Source organism: Xanthomonas sp. 3793 (assembly GCF_024806835.1).
Lineage (GTDB): Bacteria > Pseudomonadota > Gammaproteobacteria > Xanthomonadales > Xanthomonadaceae > Xanthomonas > Xanthomonas arboricola_F.
On record NZ_JANTYU010000001.1, the window covers coordinates 1,437,501 to 1,455,075 of the forward strand.

12 protein-coding genes (1 of these 12 running past the window's edge) are annotated in these 17,575 nt (G+C 60.5%); 7 read left to right on the forward strand and 5 right to left on the reverse strand.

What is annotated here, in order from left to right:
- Nucleotides 1-381: the beginning of an ADP-forming succinate--CoA ligase subunit beta gene (gene sucC / locus FHY18_RS05950; RefSeq protein WP_039519379.1), read on the reverse strand. The gene continues 789 nt to the left of window position 1, outside the view; the window shows 381 of its 1,170 coding nt (coding positions 1-381); the start codon lies at nucleotides 379-381; its stop codon lies beyond the left edge, outside the window.
- Between the two features lie 232 nt (nucleotides 382-613).
- Between sucC and FHY18_RS05955 the strand changes: the two genes are divergently transcribed.
- Entirely contained in the window at nucleotides 614-2,227 is a 1,614-nt protein-coding gene (locus FHY18_RS05955) for a HAMP domain-containing sensor histidine kinase (protein WP_259152361.1), read from the forward strand.
- Between the two features lie 357 nt (nucleotides 2,228-2,584).
- The gene (locus FHY18_RS05960; protein WP_259152362.1) at nucleotides 2,585-3,979 is read left to right on the forward strand and encodes a sigma-54 dependent transcriptional regulator; all 1,395 of its coding nucleotides are present in this window, start codon (nucleotides 2,585-2,587) and stop codon (nucleotides 3,977-3,979) included.
- 324 nt (nucleotides 3,980-4,303) lie between these two features.
- Here the strand turns inward: FHY18_RS05960 and pilB are convergent, their stop codons facing one another.
- Both pilB and FHY18_RS05970 read right to left on the reverse strand, forming a co-directional pair.
- On the reverse strand, nucleotides 4,304-6,040 hold the full coding sequence (gene pilB / locus FHY18_RS05965; RefSeq protein WP_259152363.1) for a type IV-A pilus assembly ATPase PilB: 1,737 nt from the start codon (nucleotides 6,038-6,040) through the stop codon (nucleotides 4,304-4,306).
- A gap of 125 nt (nucleotides 6,041-6,165) precedes the next feature.
- Nucleotides 6,166-6,573 carry a pilin gene (locus FHY18_RS05970; protein WP_259152364.1) on the reverse strand — a complete coding sequence of 136 codons (408 nt, stop codon included), beginning with the start codon at nucleotides 6,571-6,573 and terminating at the stop codon, nucleotides 6,166-6,168.
- 396 nt (nucleotides 6,574-6,969) lie between these two features.
- On the opposite strand from FHY18_RS05970, the gene FHY18_RS05975 reads away from it, so the two are divergent.
- The 5 genes from FHY18_RS05975 (at nucleotide 6,970) to FHY18_RS05995 (ending at nucleotide 15,449) form a co-directional block, all read left to right on the forward strand.
- Nucleotides 6,970-8,172, forward strand: coding sequence for a type II secretion system F family protein (locus tag FHY18_RS05975; RefSeq protein ID WP_259152563.1), 1,203 nt, complete (start codon nucleotides 6,970-6,972; stop codon nucleotides 8,170-8,172).
- Between the two features lie 6 nt (nucleotides 8,173-8,178).
- On the forward strand, nucleotides 8,179-9,042 hold the full coding sequence (locus FHY18_RS05980) for an A24 family peptidase (protein ID WP_259152365.1): 864 nt from the start codon (nucleotides 8,179-8,181) through the stop codon (nucleotides 9,040-9,042).
- 13 nt (nucleotides 9,043-9,055) lie between these two features.
- On the forward strand, nucleotides 9,056-9,700 hold the full coding sequence (gene coaE / locus FHY18_RS05985) for a dephospho-CoA kinase (RefSeq protein WP_259152366.1): 645 nt from the start codon (nucleotides 9,056-9,058) through the stop codon (nucleotides 9,698-9,700).
- A 710-nt stretch (nucleotides 9,701-10,410) separates the two neighbouring features.
- Nucleotides 10,411-14,418 (forward strand): RHS repeat-associated core domain-containing protein, encoded by a 4,008-nt coding sequence (locus tag FHY18_RS05990; RefSeq protein ID WP_259152368.1) that lies wholly within the window; start codon nucleotides 10,411-10,413, stop codon nucleotides 14,416-14,418.
- Nucleotides 14,419-15,053: 635 nt separating this feature from the next.
- A complete protein-coding gene (locus FHY18_RS05995) occupies nucleotides 15,054-15,449 on the forward strand; it encodes a type I toxin-antitoxin system SymE family toxin (RefSeq protein ID WP_259152369.1) in 396 nt (131 codons plus the stop codon).
- 106 nt (nucleotides 15,450-15,555) lie between these two features.
- On the opposite strand, the gene FHY18_RS06000 is transcribed toward FHY18_RS05995, so the two are convergent.
- Complete coding sequence (locus FHY18_RS06000; protein WP_259152370.1) at nucleotides 15,556-16,890, reverse strand: HAMP domain-containing sensor histidine kinase; 1,335 nt, start codon at nucleotides 16,888-16,890, stop codon at nucleotides 15,556-15,558.
- On the reverse strand, nucleotides 16,883-17,560 hold the full coding sequence (locus FHY18_RS06005; protein ID WP_003490678.1) for a response regulator transcription factor: 678 nt from the start codon (nucleotides 17,558-17,560) through the stop codon (nucleotides 16,883-16,885). The genes FHY18_RS06000 and FHY18_RS06005 overlap by 8 nt, the downstream gene beginning before the upstream one ends.
- Nucleotides 17,561-17,575: the final 15 nt, after the last annotated feature.

The following is a 17,575-nucleotide window of genomic DNA, read 5'->3' on the forward strand; positions in this document are numbered from 1 at the left end:
GCTGGAAGCGATATAGGTGATGGTCTTGGTGCCGCGGTCGACCAGGATCGACAGGTACAGCTCCTTGACGATCTCGCCGGCGGTGGTCACCAGCACCAGATTGATCGGCAGCTCGACGCCGGCGGTCTGGTAGGTGGACATCTTGGTGCCGAGCATCTTGGCCGCTGCGGCCTTCACGTCGTCGGTGGTCTTGCAGAACTTGACGCCGCCAGCCTTACCGCGACCGCCCGCGTGGATCTGCGCTTTCACCATCCAGGGGCCCTTGCCCAGGGAATTGGCGACTTCAACCGCTTCGTCCGGGGTCGCCGCGACCTTGCCGGCCGGAACGGGGATGCCGTACTCGGCAAGCAGCTGTTTTGACTGGTATTCGTGGAAATTCATGCGTCACCGTGGGAAAAGGAAACGACCGCTGCGTGCAACGCAGACCGCCTGAGCGGCACGTCAAGAGACGCGAACGGGCCGCCTATTGTGGCCGACCACGCCGTGCGGCGCAAAATTCGCCGGGATTGGCCGCCCCGTCGCCGCGCTTGCGCGCCGCCCGACACTGTGCGCACGCGCTGTGCGCAGCACCGCAGCTGCCTATACTCGCGGCTTGTTCGGACGGGGAATCGGCTTGGCACCCATCGCATCGCTCATCGCCCGGGTCCAGTCCGCGCCGCAGCGCGAGCTGTACTTTTTTTCGCTCTACCGGGTGCTGGTGGCCGGGTTGATTGCCGCGCTGGTGTTCAGCCCCTTGTCCGACGCAATCCCCGAGCCGCGCTACCCGCGGCTGGCTGCTGCGGTGGCGATCGGCTACCTGTGCATGGCCATCCCGCTGCTGTTCTGGGGCCGCAGCGAACGCCGCCTCACCGCCACCGTGCTGTGCGCGGTGGTGGCCGACATCCTCGCCGCGACCCTGGCCACCCACGCGCTGCCCGGTGCCAGCGCCGGCATCGCGATGATGCTGCTGTTCAATGTCGCTGCCGCCTCGATCCTGCTGCGCCTGCGCTACGGCATGAGCATTGCGGTGCTTGCCAGCGCCGCCATCGTGCTGGAATACCTGTGGACCCTGTTCGAAGGCGGCGGCGCGACCCGCCCGGTGGCCGAGCTGGCCATGTTTGCCACCAGCTACGTCGCAGTGGCCTTCATCTGCGAGCAGATCGCCTCGCGTGCGCGCAGCAACCAGGTCCTGGCCGAAGAACGCGGCGCCCAGGTCGCCAACCTCTACGAGATCAACGAGCTGATCATCCGCCGCATGCGCACCGGCGTGCTGGTGGTCGACACCCACAACCACATCACCCTGGCCAACGAGGCGGCCCTGGCCCTGCTCGGCGATGGCGACCAGCGCAATGCGCCGGCCGACCTGTCGCTGGTCGCGCTGACCCCGGAACTGGCGCGCCGCCTGCAGCGCTGGCGCAGCGGGTGGCGCCAGGAGGAAGCCCCGCTGCAGTTGGGTGCCGACCGCCCGGAAGTGCAGCCGCGCTTCGTGCGCCTGCTGGCCGACAGCGACCTGGTGCTGGTCTTCCTGGACGACGCTTCGGTGGTCTCGCGGCGCGCCGAGTCGCTGACCCTGTCGGCCATGGGGCGCTTTTCGGCCAGCCTGGCGCATGAAATCCGCAACCCGCTGGCAGCGATCAGCTACGCCTCGCAGCTGCTGGAGGAATCGCCCGATATCGGCGATGCCGATCGTCGCCTGCTGCAGATCATTCACCAGCAATGCCAGCGCACCAACGGCATCGTCGAAAGCGTGCTCGGCCTGGCGCGCCGCGAACGCGCCAGCCCGGAAAACCTGGACCTGGCCGCGTTCGTGCGCCGCTTCGTGGTCGAGTACCGGCAGACCCTGTCGATGGAAACCGACATCCTGGAAGCCAGCATCCAGGGCAGCTCGGTGCATGCCCTGGTCGACCCCAAACACCTGCACCAGATTCTCACCGCCCTGGTCCACAACGCGCTCAAGTACGGCCGCGTCATGGACGAACCCGCCCGGGTGAAGTTGCGGGTCGAACGACAGGACCGCATGGCGGTGATCGATGTCATCGATCGTGGCCCCGGCATCCCGGAGACGGTAGCCGCGCAACTATTCCGCCCGTTCTACACCACCTCCGAACACGGCACCGGGCTGGGCCTGTACATCGCCCAGGAGTTGTGCCGCGCCAACCAGGCGCAACTGGACTATGTCTCGGTTCCGGGCGGCGGGGCATGTTTCCGGATTGCATTGCAGGGGCCCAACAGCTTGCTGGGCAAGTAAGTTGGCCGATTCGGGCATTTTGCCAGTGCATGTGTGGGCGGCCGTGGTGCACCGATGTTGCATCGCGTGTGGGCATGCGCTCGATAGGCGGCGTCCAGGCTGTCCTTGTGCCATCGCCGATGGTTTCGAGAGCCGCTTGCCGATGCTCAACCGCTTGAAAAACGGCAGCAAAAGCAGGCATCCATCGACGAGCGGGCCGCGTGCAACTCAGATCACCTGTGACTGGCAACCGCGCCGAGGCCTTGATGGCTGTCCGCCATTTCTGGGCAGCGTTCAAGCAGATCCTTCGACCAGCCGCGCCGCGCCCTTACTGCCGGCAATTGTCGAGTGTCGTCACGCTGGGCTATCGTGCGCGGCATGAACGAACCGAAAAGTGCCCTGGTCGTCGATGACGAGCGTGACATTCGCGAACTGCTTGTCCTCACCCTGGGCCGCATGGGCCTGCGCATCAGCACCGCCGCCAACCTGGCCGAAGCGCGCGAACTGCTGGCCAACAACCCCTACGACCTGTGCCTGACCGACATGCGCTTGCCTGACGGCAACGGCATCGAATTGGTCACCGAAATCGCCAAGCACTACCCGCAGACCCCGGTGGCGATGATCACCGCGTTCGGCAGCATGGACCTGGCGGTGGAAGCGCTGAAGGCAGGCGCCTTCGACTTCGTCAGCAAGCCGGTGGACATCGGCGTGCTGCGCGGCCTGGTCAAGCACGCGCTGGAATTGAACAACCGCGACCGCCCCGCCCCGCCCGCACCGCCACCGGAGCAGGCCAGTCGCCTGTTGGGCGACTCCGGTGCAATGGAAGGCCTGCGCGCCACCATCGGCAAGGTCGCGCGCAGCCAGGCGCCGGTCTACATCGTGGGCGAATCGGGTGTGGGCAAGGAACTGGTCGCCCGCACCATCCATGAGCAAGGCGCCCGTGCGGCCGGCCCGTTCGTGCCGGTCAACTGCGGCGCCATTCCGGCCGAATTGATGGAAAGCGAATTCTTCGGCCACAAGAAGGGCAGCTTCACCGGCGCCCACGCCGACAAGCCCGGCCTGTTCCAGGCCGCGCATGGCGGCACGCTGTTCCTGGACGAAGTGGCCGAGCTGCCGCTGCAGATGCAGGTCAAGCTGCTGCGCGCCATCCAGGAGAAATCGGTGCGTCCGGTCGGCGCTTCCGGCGAAACGCTGGTGGACGTGCGCATCCTGTCGGCCACACACAAGGACCTGGGCGACCTGGTCTCCGACGGCCGCTTCCGGCACGACCTGTACTACCGCATCAACGTGATCGAACTGCGCGTGCCGCCGTTGCGTGAGCGCAACGGCGACCTGCCGCAACTGGCCGCGGCCATCATCGCGCGCCTGGCGCGCAGCCACGGCCGGCCAATCCCGTTGCTGACCCAATCGGCACTGGACGCACTGAATACCTACGGATTTCCGGGCAACGTCCGCGAGCTGGAAAACATCCTCGAACGCGCCCTGGCCCTGGCAGAAGACGACCAGATCAGCGCCAGCGACCTGCGCCTGCCCGCCCACGGCGGCCACCGCCTCGTGGCCACCCCCGGCAGCGCCGCCATCGAACCGCGCGAAGCTGTGGTCGACATCGATCCCGCCTCGGCCGCCCTGCCCTCCTACATCGAGCAACTGGAACGCGCCGCGATCCAGAAGGCGCTGGAAGAAAACCGCTGGAACAAGACCAAGACCGCCGCGCAGCTGGGTATCACGTTTCGGGCGTTGCGTTACAAGTTGAAGAAGCTGGGGATGGAGTAGAGAAGCTGGGATTGGGGATTGGGGATTGGGGATTGGGGATTGGGGATTGGGGATTGGGGGAATCGGGAATCGGGAATCGGGAATCGGGAACACTTTGCAGTTCGATTGCTCTTACAGGGCCGAAGCTAAGTCGATATCAGCACACGCATGGCTCGCCTTCGACTCCCTGATCCCCACTCCGGCTCCCCGCCGCTCAGCCCTTTCACGTCGGTGCAAGAAACTGCACGAGGGCGACTCAAAGCACCACCAACCCGCAACACAAAGCACGCTACATACCCTTCTCCCGCCTGCGGGAGAAGGTGCCCGAAGGGCGGATGAGGGCGCTCAGTCCTTGGTCACGCGATTGATCTCGGCCAGGCTGGTCACCCCGTGCGCCGCCTTGACCAACGCCGACTGACGCAGGTCGCGGATGCCGATACTCTGCGCCGCCTCGGCGATCTGCATCGCGTTGCCACCTTCCAGCACGATCGCACCGATCTCGTCGGTCATCGGCATCACCTGATAGATACCGGTACGGCCCTTGTAGCCTTCGGTGCATTCGTCGCAGCCCACCGCTTCATATAGCTCGATACCGGCAGCGATCTGCGCCGGCGTGAAGCCTTCGGCCAACAACGCATGCTCGGGCAACACCGCCTTGCGCTTGCAGTTGTTGCATAGGCGGCGCGCCAGACGCTGCGCGATCACCAGGGTCACCGACGAGGTGATGTTGTAGGGCGCGATGCCCATGTTCATCAAACGTGCAATGGTCTGTGGCGCATCGTTGGTATGCAGCGTCGACAGCACCATGTGACCGGTCTGCGCCGCCTTGATCGCAATCTCGGCCGTCTCCAGGTCGCGGATTTCGCCGACCATGATGATGTCCGGATCCTGGCGCAGGAACGAGCGCAGGGCCGCCGCAAAGGTCATGCCGCGTTTGTTGTTCTGCTGGACCTGGTTGACGCCGGGCAGGCGGATTTCCACCGGATCCTCGGCAGTTGAGATGTTGCGCGTCTCATCGTTCAGGATGCCCAGCGCCGTATACAACGACACCGTCTTGCCCGAACCGGTTGGCCCCGTCACCAGCACCATGCCGTAAGGTTTGTGGATCGCATCCAGGAACAGCTTCTGCTGATCCGACTCGTAACCCAGCTTCTCAATCCCCAGCTTGGCCGCACTGCCGTCCAGGATACGCAACACCACCTTCTCGCCAAACAAGGTCGGCAAGGTGCTCACACGGAAGTCGATCTGCTTGGTCTTGGACAGGTTGAGCTTGATGCGTCCGTCCTGCGGCACCCGCTTCTCGGCGATATCCAGCTGCGACATCACCTTCAGGCGCGCGGCGATGCGCTGGCTCAGCTTCACCGGTGCCTTGGCCACGTTCTTCAACAGCCCGTCGATGCGCAAGCGCACCCGGTAATCGTCTTCGTAGGGCTCGAAATGGATGTCGGAGGCTCCCCGCCGGATCGCATCCACCAGCACCTTGTTAACGAACTTCACCACCGGCGTGTCGTCGCCTTTCGCATCGACCCCGGAATCCCCGCCGGCGCCCATGTCCTCGTCCCCGGCCGACACGTCCAGGTTGTCCATGCCCTCATCATCGTCACCGAGCGACGACCCAAGCGACGCATTGCTCGCCTGCCACTGCTCAAGCGTGCGACGAATCTGATCCTCATCGACCAGAATTGGCTCGACCACCAGATTCGTATGGAACTTGATGTCATCCAGTGCCCGGGTCTGGGTCGGGTTGCTCACTCCCACGAACAATCGGTTACCGCGCTTGAACAGCGGCAGCACCTGGTACTTCTGCAGCAACTCCTCACTGACCAGCTTGACCGCGTTCTGGTTGGCATCAAATGCCGATACATCCAGCAGCGGCATGCCAAATTCGACCGCGTTGGCGGCGGCGAGCTGGGATGCAGCAACCAACTTTTTCTCGGAGAACCATTGCGGTAAAGGAATCTTTGCCGCCGCAGCTTGGTCCATTGCAGTACGCGCTGCCGCTTCTTCCAAGGCGCCGTCTTGGACCAGCCGCCTGGCAATGCCGGTGATTCCGACCAAATTAGCCGTTCCCATGACACTCATAGCAGTACTCGCGAGCGATATAGCAAAGGATATCCGAAAAAGCCCAACTAATCGGCTCTATTTTCAACAAAAAATGGCCCCACAGGGTGGGGCCATTTCTCATTACTAGACACTAATGCAAAGCATTAGGTGCACTTGCCGGGCTTGTACTTCGCATCCAGATCGGATCCGCAGCTCCACAGCCCAGTCGCGGCATCACGAGTCCAAGTCAGGTTCTTGCCGTTGAACTTCGTTGCGTTTCCTCCCCGAGTAGCACAAACGATGGTGTTTGCAGTCACCGTCACGGTGCAGTAAGAAGTAGTACCGCCCACACCGATGTAACCTGCGTCAGCGGCAGCGGTACTCGGGGTCTTACCCTCATTGGTTGCCTGCTCGAAACCAACCTTTCCGGGTGTGATTTCGGCGAGTGCCGCTGCGGCCTGCGACTTCACAACGTAGTCTTGGTAGGCAGGAAGCGCGATAGCAGCCAGGATGGCAATGATCGCAACAACGATCATCAATTCGATTAGCGTAAAACCTTGTTGCTTCTTCATAGGTATCCCCTAGATTGTTAATTAAGGTTGTCCGCCCGCGGGCCACTCCCCTTGGGCGCCGCGCGGCGGGTGCCACGTGCAGGACCAACCAAGCAGAAAGCATGCCAACTCTGACATGACCCAGCAGGTCCTTGAAGACATGATGCCCCAGATCACCGCAAATGCACGCGGCACGTGATCAGTCTGCTACGGACATCCAACTAGGCCACACTGGGTCACAAGGTGACGCAAAACGACAGTCAAGTCATGACGCTGCCGACCTAAGCACAAAGGTGCCACAAGACGCAGAACCAGCTAACATCGCGGCTGTATTCGCCTGGGGATGGCGGATGGGGATCTCATATGTCAGCAGCACGCAGTGCAACCAAAGGCAGTTCGGCCGCAGCCGTCAACCAGATGAGCCTGTTTGTCTGGGAGGGTACAGACAAGCGCGGCGTGAAGATGAAAGGGGAGCAAAACGCACGCAACGCAAACTTACTGCGTGCCGAGCTTCGTCGTCAGGGAATCACCCCGAGAGTCGTAAAAGCAAAGCCTAAGCCTCTTTTCGGCGCAACTGGCAAGAAAGTTACGGCAAAAGACATTGCGTTTTTCAGTCGTCAAATGGCGACAATGATGAAATCAGGCGTACCTATCGTAGGGGCTCTTGAAATTATTGGCGAAGGCCAGAAAAATCCGCGCATGCGGAACATGGTCGGTCAGATCAGGACCGATATTGAGGGCGGCTCTTCACTTCACGAAGCTATTAGCAAACATCCGGTTCAGTTTGACGAGCTCTATCGAAACCTTGTTCGCGCGGGCGAGAGCGCAGGCGTACTGGAAACGGTGCTAGATACGATAGCCAGCTACAAGGAAAATATAGAAGCACTTAAGGGAAAGATAAGAAAAGCACTGTTCTACCCAGCCATGGTGATGGCAGTGGCATTATTGGTGAGCTCCATTTTGCTGATATGGGTTGTCCCCCAATTTGAAGATGTCTTCAAAGGATTTGGAGCTGAACTTCCTGCATTCACGCAAATGATTGTGAATGCGTCGCGCTTCATGGTCTCTTGGTGGTGGGCACTTTTGATCGCAGTAGTAGGCGCAGTTGTGGGTCTGATTTTTGCCTACAAACGCTCCCCAGCCATGCAGCACAGCATGGACAGATTAATCTTGAAAGTGCCAGTTATTGGCGAAATCATGCACAACAGTTCGGTCGCGCGCTTCGCTAGGACAACTGCTGTCACTTTTAAAGCGGGCGTACCATTGGTTGAAGCGCTCAGCATCGTGGCAGGCGCCACCGGCAACTCTGTTTATGAGGCTGCCGTGTTGCGTATGCGTGATGATGTATCCGTAGGCTACCCCGTAAACGTTGCGATGAAGCAGGTCAACCTGTTCCCGCATATGGTGGTTCAGATGACTGCTATTGGCGAGGAGGCCGGCGCACTGGATGCGATGCTGTTCAAAGTTGCGGAATACTTTGAGCAGGAGGTCAACAATGCTGTAGACGCACTCAGTAGCCTTCTGGAACCTCTCATCATGGTGTTCATTGGTACCATCGTCGGTGGCATGGTCATCGGCATGTACCTGCCTATCTTCAAGCTCGCTTCGGTGGTTGGATAAGACGTAATGGCATTTCTCGACCAGCATCCCGGTCTCGGCTTTCCCGCCGCGGCCGGACTGGGACTGCTGATCGGCAGCTTCCTGAACGTGGTGATCCTGCGCTTGCCCAAGCGCATGGAGTGGCAGTGGCGGCGCGATGCGCGCGAGATCCTGGAGTTGCCGGAGCTGTATGAGCCGCCGCCGCCTGGGATCGTGGTGGAGCCCTCGCACGACCCGGTCACCGGCGACAAGCTCAAGTGGTGGGAGAACATCCCGGTTCTGAGCTGGGTGATGCTGCGCGGCAAGTCGCGCTATAGCGGCAACCCGATCTCGATCCAGTATCCATTGGTGGAGCTGCTCACGGCCTTTTTGTGCGTGGCTAGCGTTTGGCGGTTCGGGTTCGGGTGGCAGGGCTTCGGCGCAATTGTGCTGAGCTGCTTCCTGGTGGCGATGTCCGGCATCGACCTGCGCCACAAGCTGCTGCCGGACCAGCTGACCCTGCCGCTCATGTGGCTGGGCCTGGTCGGCTCGATGGACAACCTCTACATGCCGGCCAAGCCCGCCCTGCTGGGCGCGGCGGTGGGCTATGTCTCGCTGTGGACGGTGTGGTGGCTGTTCAAGCAGCTCACCGGCAAGGAAGGCATGGGCCACGGCGACTTCAAGCTACTGGCCGCGCTCGGCGCCTGGTGCGGGCTAAAAGGCATCCTGCCGATCATCCTGATCTCCTCGCTGGTCGGCGCCATCCTGGGCTCGATCTGGCTGGTGGCCAAGGGCCGCGACCGCGCCACCCCGATCCCGTTCGGCCCCTACCTGGCCATTGCCGGCTGGGTGGTGTTCTTCTGGGGCAACGATCTGGTGGACGGCTACCTGCACTTCGCAGGCTTGCGTTGACAGGGGCGCGGCGATGAGCGACTTCATCGTCGGCCTCACTGGCGGCATTGCCTCCGGCAAGAGCGCCCTGGCCGCTGAGTTCGAGAAGCTGGGCGTGCCGGTTATCGATGCGGATATCGTGGCGCGGAAGTTGGTGGCGCCCGGCCCTGTTCTCGATGCCATTACGGAGCATTTTGGCCAAGGCATCTTATTGCCGAATGGCACGCTAGATCGCCAGGCCTTACGCAAGATCGTCTTCGGTGATACAGCTCAACGAAAAGCGCTAGAGGCGATCACACACCCTGCCATCCGCGCAGAACTGCAGCGCGCCGCGCAGGCGGCCGAGGGCCCTTATGCCATTGTCGCGATCCCCTTACTGGCCGAAGCTGGCGGCCGAGCGACCTATCCTTGGTTGGACCGCGTCTTAGTCGTTGATACGCCGGTCGAACTGCAGCATGCCAGACTTATGCAACGCGATGGCAGCACGGCGGCGCTGGCTGATCAGATGATTGCTGCGCAAGTCTCTCGCGAAGAGCGCCTGGCACTTGCCGATGACGTGGTCAGCAACATTGGTCCGCAAGAATATCTGATAAGCGATACGAAAAAGCTAGAAGCGCTCTATCGTATCCACGCTGCCGCCAAAAAGAACTCGTCATGCACCTTTGAAACAAGAGCCTAGAATTCGAATCCAGCTGTTTTAGATATTTTGCACAGACCGTCAAGCTCAAAACATTGCAAGCAAACGCACCACTGGATATCCGCACAATTATCTCAATAAATTACTAGCCAACAACCGCTATTAGCTTGCAAATAACCACTGAACTCAGGGATAGAGAATGAAAGAATTTGATGGAATAGAAAAGCCAAATTTAACATATTGCAACACCACACCTTTAGGATATTTTACCATTTTATCCTTGATAGCATTATTTTATCTGCTCTCAACTGGAAGTGCTGCGGGAGAAACCATCGTCGACCAATGCCCACCGATGAACTACCCCTACATGGATCGACCGTGCAATGAAGGCCAAGCATATATAGAGGCCAAGCGGCAGTCGATCATATGGCTAAAAGAGCGGAAGGACTTTAAGGGCCCTCCCAGAATAGAAAGGGATTCTGGATATAGTAGATATGATGCTTTCTGCGGAACAGACATTCCGTGGATACCGTTCACAGGTTGCGGCACTGGATATTACAGACCAGGTGCTACCTGCGCATCGTTACCTTTCAAAAATAATCCAAACATTGCAATAAATTCACTCGCCTGCGATCAAGGCTGTGAGTTTTTATCGTCAACGCAAGGAGTCCAATCGCCCACTGGGGAAGTGTGCTCGCCTCCCCCCCCCCATCGATCCAGCCAAAAACAATTGTTGCACTGCGGGTGGCCCAGTGACCGCAGCCAATCCAGTAAACATCTTTACTGGGGTCAAGCTAGAGAGCAGCCTAGATTACCGCTCTCCATTAGGCGGCTTGGAATTTACTCGTTACTACACCAGCGTCGCTGGCTTACGCACAGTCGCCGATCTTGGAAACGGATGGCGACACAGCTATGCAAGAAGCATCGATGCAATCGATGCGTCTACCGTCAAGGTCAATAGGGCCTCTGGCGACTCTTACATTTTCAAGAAAAGAACTGGAGTATGGTTGCGAGACCAAGATGTCCCGTATCAGCTGACTGAGGTCTCAGATCCCGGCTCCACTGGAGCACGCTGGGTGCTGAATACACCTGATCGTACAGTAGAAAGTTTCAACACGGACGGCCACTTAATTCAGATTTCCTGGCCAAACGGCGATATCGTGTCGCTGTCCTATGCAAACGGACTTCTACAATCAGCCACTGACAAGTCAGGACGAATAATCTCGTTTATTTTTCAACAGGAAAAAATCACCACAGTCTCTCTTCCTGATAAAAACAGCCTAAACTATCAGTATGATGACAACAAGAATCTATCGACAGTGTGGCTGACTGATGATCAAGGTGCCAGGCACCTAGTATCTAGATATGGTTACGCCGCATCGGATGTCGGCAACGTATTGACAAAGCATTATGATGAAACAAATACGCTGTACGCTAGCTGGGAGTACGATACCCTTGGCCGGGTAATTCGTAGTGTGCATGGAGATATAGCAGGCAGCATTGACGAAACTACGTTTTCTTATGCGCCAAACGGCACGACACTAAAAGATTCCGCAGGAAACCAAGTGGTAGCTGCGCCCATACTGATGCATGGTCGAGCCCTTGCCGCCAGCTTTACCGGCCTCTGTCCTACATGCAACGGAAAAATCTTCGCTAGTCGCACCTACGATAGCAATGGTTATCCCGACATCGAAATCGATTTAAATGGGATTGCCACCGACTGGGACTACAGTCCGGATGGTCTTGTTATGCGTAAGTCTGAAGCAATCGGCGCAACAAGCAAAGGACAGCGTGTCACTGAGACTACGTGGGATACAGGTCTAAGGATTCCGCTTCAGCAAGAAACTTCAAGTCCTCAGGATGGCGTAAGGCTAAGGGTAAATTTCACATACAACGGTCGTGGGCAGCTGGTCACAACAACGCGTACAAACCCGATCGACAATGTTGTTCGCACGATTGATCAGGCTTACTGTGAGCAGGAAGATGTGAACGCAGGCATCTGCCCTTTGCGGGGCCTGCTGACGTTGGTGGACGGAGCGAAACAGGGCCCGGTTGACGCCGTGACTTATCGCTACTACATGGCCGATAGCGCGGAATGCGCATTTAGCTCTTCCCGTTGCCCGCACCGCAAAGGCGACCTATGGAAAGTCGCCAACGCCCTCGGCCAAGTCATCGAATACCTCGCCTACGACGGCGCCGGCCGGCCGCTGTCCATCAAGGACGCCAACGGCATCGTCACCGACTACAGCTACCACCCGCGCGGTTGGCTGACCGCCACCAAGGTGCGCGGGGCCGACGCGTCCAGCGAGGCCGATGACCGCATCACCCGCATCGACTATTGGCCCACCGGCCTGGTCAAGCAGGTCACCCAGCCCGATGGCGCGTTCACCGCCTTCACCTACGATGCCGCGCATCGGCTGACCGATATCACCGATAACGCGGGCAACACCGTCCACTACACCTTGGACAATGCCGGCAATCGCGTCAAGGAAGACACCAAGGATGCGGCCGGCACGTTGAAACGCACCCTTTCGCGCGTCTACAACGAGCTCGGCCAGCTCAAGACGCAGGCCACCGCCGAGGGCGATCCCACCGACTTCGGCTACGACGCCAATGGCAACACCACCGCCGTGACCGATGCGCTGGGCACTGCCACTCAAAGCGAGTACGACCCGCTCAACCGCCTGTCGCGCACGCTGCAGGATGTAGCCGGCATCAAGGCAGGCACCACCTTCGACTACGACGCGCTGGACAACCTCACCAAGGTCACCGACCCCAAGGGCCTGGACACCAAATACGAGTACAACGGCTTCGGCGATCTGGTGAAGCTCACCAGCCCGGACACCGGCGTCACCAGCTACACCTATGACAGCGCCGGCAACCGCGCCACCCAGACCGATGCGCGCGGCAACACCACTGCTTACGGCTACGACGCGCTCAATCGCCTGACCAAGGTCACCTACCCCACCACCAGCCTCAACGTCATCTATACCTATGACGTGACGCAAACCGCCTGTGCCAGCGGGGAGACCTTCTCCATCGGGCGCCTGACCAAAATGCAGGACGGCGGCGCCATCACCCAGTACTGCTACAACCGCTTCGGCGATCTGGTGCGCAAGGTGCAGACCAGCAACGGCAAGGCGCTGGTGCTGCGTTACGACTACACCGTCGGCGGCCAGCTGCACCGCATGACCTATCCCGACGGTGCAGTGGTCGATTACGTGCGCAACACCCAAGGCCAGACCACCGAGGTCGCCGTGACCCCGGCCGGCGGCAGCCGGCAGGTGCTGCTGGGCAATGTCAGCTACTACCCGTTCGGCCCGGCTGCCGGCTGGACCTACGGCAATGGCCGCACCCTTGCCCGCCAGTACGATCTGGACTACCACCCGCAAGCGATCCAGGACACCCGCCCGGGCGGGCTGGAAGTGGGCTTCGGCTTCGACCCGGTCGGCAATCTCACCGCATTGACGCCCGCCGGCAATGCCACGCCGGAGATCGGCCTGGGCTACGACACCCTGGGCCGCCTCACCGGCCTCAAGGACGGCCGCACCGGCACGCTGATCGACGGCTACAGCTATGACGCCACCGGCAACCGCCTCAGCGCCAAGGTCGGCACCGCCACACAGGCCTACACCTACCCGGCCGACAGCCATCGCCTCAGCGCGGTGGCCGGCGTGGCCCGCAGTTACGATGCCACCGGCAATACCACCGCCATCGGCGGCACCGCGCGCCAGTACACCTACGACACCACCGGCCGCATGACCCAGGCCCGCCGCGCCGGCGCAGTGACCATGAACTACCGCTACAACGGCCGTGGTGAGCAGGTGCGCCGCTTCCTGGGCACCACCAATACCTACACGCTCTATGACGAAGCGGGCCATTGGCTAGGCGACTACGACACCAGTGGCGCGCCCAAGCAGCAGGCGATCTGGCTGGACGATCTACCGGTCGGCCTGCTGGCCAATGCCAACACGCTGCATTACATCGAACCCGACCACCTGGGCAGCCCACGCGTGGTGATCGACCCCACCCGCGATGTTGCGGTGTGGACGTGGAGCTTGAAGGGCGAGGCCTTCGGCAACACCGCGCCGAATCAGGATCCTGATGGAGATGGTGCTGCGCTGGTATTGGATATGCGCTTCCCGGGGCAGCGGTACGATGCGGCGAGTGGGTTGAATCAGAACTACTTCCGGGATTATGAGGCGGCTACCGGGCGGTATGGGCAGAGTGATCCGATTGGCTTGAGAGGTGGCATCAGCACTTTTGGATACGCATTGCAGACTCCTTTTGTCCACATGGATTTTTATGGCTTGGCAACTTGGAAGGGCTCTACTTTTGGAGTTGGTGTCGGGGCAGGAAAGTTCGGCTTGAACATAGACTTCTATCAAGTCACTTCCCCCTGTCCGGGTGGCGGACTCGCATATGCCTATGTGATGGCATTCGGAGGCGCAGGTGGATTAGGGGCACCAATTTCAATGGCTGGTTCGCAAGTAGAACTCACGGACTCCAATGATGTGCCAGACCCTGATGTATTCAACGGTCCTTATGCGAAATTCTCTGCAGGATCAGTTTCATTTGGTTTGGGCTATCAGATGTATCAAAAAATATCGATTGGCGGAGCCTGGTGGAACTTCGGCGCTGGAGCTGAAAGCACAGGATGGCATCAGAGCCAAGGCGGATTTGACGCCACTGTTTATGGCGCTGCCGCAGGCAATGCCGTTGTTATCCAGCAGAAAAAATGTTCATGTGAAGCGCAGTGAAGCTGGCTTATATCCTAGCGATGCTTGCAGGTGGATTTTTTCTTGGGCTAGGGGGCCTGATTCGATGGGGGTCGTTCTTGGCTGCGCCTCAAGCGAAGCCTTTCCGATCAGCATGGGACAAGAGAGGTTTGATAATGGCAATTGCAGGCGCGTCGTGGATGATCTTTGTTACGGTAATTTACGAATCACTTCGCTAGCGTTTTAGTTCTGCATGTCAGTAAAAATGAGCTATTCAATTGCTAACAGAAGTATCTATGTCTAGCCGCTGTGGCGGCTAGACATAGGCAAGACTAATGTCGTCAAACAGTTGACATCCCAAGCAACCAGTAGCAACCTCTGCCTCAAGGAGCGTAGAAACTCCTCTCATAGCGGTACCCACTTCCGTCAAACCGGTGGGTTTTTTGTGCCTGTTCGCAGGCGCAAGCCGACGCGATGCCTGCGTCGGGAGGGCGGCTAATACAACACTCCTTCGGGAGGAATACGCCCGCCGGCTATGAGCGGTTTCTAACCTCCCGACATCCCGTCGCCGGCCGGCGATGGTGCCTGTTCTTTGAAGGAGGCGTTGTAATGGCAAATGTATCGATCGTGCAGATCGTTAGGCGTCGTCGCTCCACAGTGCTGGCGGAGGTGAGGCGATGAGCGGGGCGCCGTCTTCGACCGCCAAGCGGTCCAAGCCGAACGCCAGACGCGCCGCTACCGCAAAGCAAGCAGCCACGCCGGTGAAAGACGCGCAGCCCATGCAGCTAATGCCCTCGCCCGCGTTCGACGTGGACAACCTCGACTTCGACCGTCGCCCCAGGCGCCGCGTGGACGATCTGCCGCCGCGTCCGCCGCGCAAGGCGCGCATGCCCACGCGCTGCACGGTGGGTTACGCGTTCTACGATGCAGAGCCGGGCCGGCCGCATAGCCAGCGGATTCCCAGCGTGCGCTTGCGTGGGTTATGGCTGGAGCAGCTGGGGTTTGCGGTGGGGTGCAAGCTGCAGATCACTGCGCGCGAGGGCGAGTTGGTGGTGACGGTGGTGGAGCGCTGAACTGGGTTTTGGGTGTGGTTGTTGTTTGGAGGCACTGCAGTGGGGAGGACGATACGTGTAACGCCCTCGCGCACGAGTGCGCTCCTACAGAAACGAGCTTGGTTGGTTAGCGGTGGAATGCCAGTGTTGCTATGACGCCGCGCTGCTGGCCTGGGCGTACGCTGACGCGCCAGCCGTATAGGTCGCAGAGGCGGCTGACGATCGACAGGCCGATGCCGCCGCCTTGCGAGTGGCCGGCGTGGGTGCCGCGGTAGCCGCGCTGGAACAGTTTGGCGGCATCCTCTTCGCTCAGGCCGGGGCCGGAGTCGATGACTTCCACGCAGTCGCCGCGCACGCGCACGCGCACCTGGCCGTCCTGGGTGTACTTGACCGCATTGCCGATCAGGTTGCCCAGCGCCACCGACAAGGCGGATTCGGGCGCGTCGATGACCAGGTCGCGCTCGCCTTCCAGCAGCAGCTCCAGCGGTTTGCCGCCGAGCTGGGCGCGGTGCGCGTCGATCAGCTGTTCGGCCACCTTGGCGACATTGCTGCTGCCTTGACCGCGCTCGTTGCGCGAGAGCAGCAGCAACGAGCCGATCAGGTCGCTGCATTGTTGCTCGGCGCGCTGGATACGTTGCAGGCGTTGCAGCATCTTCTCGTCCAGGTTGGGCTTGGTGAGCAGCAGTTCGGTGGCGCCACGGATCACCGCCAGCGGGGTGCGCAGTTCGTGGCTGACGTCGGCGTTGAACTCGCGGTCGCGCTGCACCACTTCGGTGAGGCGGGCCGAATAATCGTCCAGCGCTTCGGCGAGCTGGCCCACTTCGTCGTCCGGGAAATGCGCGGCCAGCGGCTTGGGCTCGCTGGTGCCGCCGCGGTAGGCACGCAGGCGCGCGGCCAGGTCCGACACCGGGCGCATCACCTTGGATGCGGACCACCAGCCGATCAACAACGAGAAGCCGCTGAACACCAGCACCGAGAGCATCAGCGTGCGCTTGAGCTGGATCTCGCCCTTGAGGGTCTGGGTCATGTCGTAGGCGAGGAAGAACCACTCGCTCGGTGTCTTGCGCACCGCCAGTTTGTACGAATACGCGTTGCCGCCGTCGTCCACGCCGGAGATGGTATGGATGCCGTCGGGCAGTTGATACCACTCCGGCTGCTCCAGCCGCAGCGCATCGAACTTGTCGCTTTTGACCACGCGCCCGCGCATCTGCTGCACCGGCAAATCCGGGTTACGCAGCGGGTCGGAATAGAACCGCTGCGCGAAGGCGTCGATATTGCGGTTCATTACGTCTTCGACCAGCTGGTTTTCCACGCGCGCACGCGCCCAGTTGGTGGCGAAGGCGAACAGCGTGGTCAGGCAGAACCCCAACAGCACGAACGACAGAATGATGCGGCTGCGCAGGCGCCGCCGGTAGCGGCCGCGCTTGCGCGCGGGCCGCAGGCCAATGGCACTCTCAGGCATCGGGCGAGGCGATACGGTAGCCAATGCCGTGACGGGTCTGGATCATCGGTACGTCGAAAGGCTTGTCGACCACCGCGCGCAGACCGTGGATGTGCACGCGCAGCGAATCCGAATCCGGCAATTCTTCGCCCCAGACGCGGGTTTCCAGCTCCTGGCGGGTAACCACGGCCGGCGAGGCCTCCATCAACGCCTGCAGGATCTTCAGCGCGGTCGGGTTGAGCTGCAGCAGCTTGCCCCGGCGGCGCACCTCCAGCGTATCCAGGTTGTATTCCAGGTCGCCGGTTTCCAGCACGCGGGTGTGCACGCCCTTGCCACGACGCGACAGCGCGTTGAGGCGCACTTCCACTTCCTGCAGCGCGAACGGCTTGATCAGGTAGTCGTCGGCACCGGAGTCGAAACCGGCCAGCTTGTTGTCCAGCGAATCGCGCGCGGTCAGCATCAGCACCGGCGTCTGCTTGCGCGCTTCGTTGCGCAGCTTGCGACAGACCTCGATGCCATCCATGCCGGGCAGGTTGAGATCGAGCACGATGGCGTCGAACTCGTGCACCACCGCCAAATGCAGGCCAGTGACGCCATCGGCGGCGAAATCCACCGTGTGGCCACGGTCTTCAAGATAGTCGCCCAGATTGGCGGCGATATCGCTGTTGTCTTCAATTACTAGAATTCGCACTGGAACCTCGTTGTT

Coding starts and splice junctions, on each gene's coding strand:
- pilB (WP_259152363.1), bottom strand. CDS start 6,040: ATGAGTGTCATGGGAACGGCTAATTTGGTCGGAATCACCGGCATTGCC.
- FHY18_RS05970 (WP_259152364.1), bottom strand. CDS start 6,573: ATGAAGAAGCAACAAGGTTTTACGCTAATCGAATTGATGATCGTTGTT.
- FHY18_RS05960 (WP_259152362.1), top strand. CDS start 2,585: ATGAACGAACCGAAAAGTGCCCTGGTCGTCGATGACGAGCGTGACATT.
- FHY18_RS06000 (WP_259152370.1), bottom strand. CDS start 16,890: ATGCCTGAGAGTGCCATTGGCCTGCGGCCCGCGCGCAAGCGCGGCCGC.
- FHY18_RS05995 (WP_259152369.1), top strand. CDS start 15,054: ATGAGCGGGGCGCCGTCTTCGACCGCCAAGCGGTCCAAGCCGAACGCC.
- coaE (WP_259152366.1), top strand. CDS start 9,056: ATGAGCGACTTCATCGTCGGCCTCACTGGCGGCATTGCCTCCGGCAAG.
- FHY18_RS05980 (WP_259152365.1), top strand. CDS start 8,179: ATGGCATTTCTCGACCAGCATCCCGGTCTCGGCTTTCCCGCCGCGGCC.
- FHY18_RS05975 (WP_259152563.1), top strand. CDS start 6,970: ATGAGCCTGTTTGTCTGGGAGGGTACAGACAAGCGCGGCGTGAAGATG.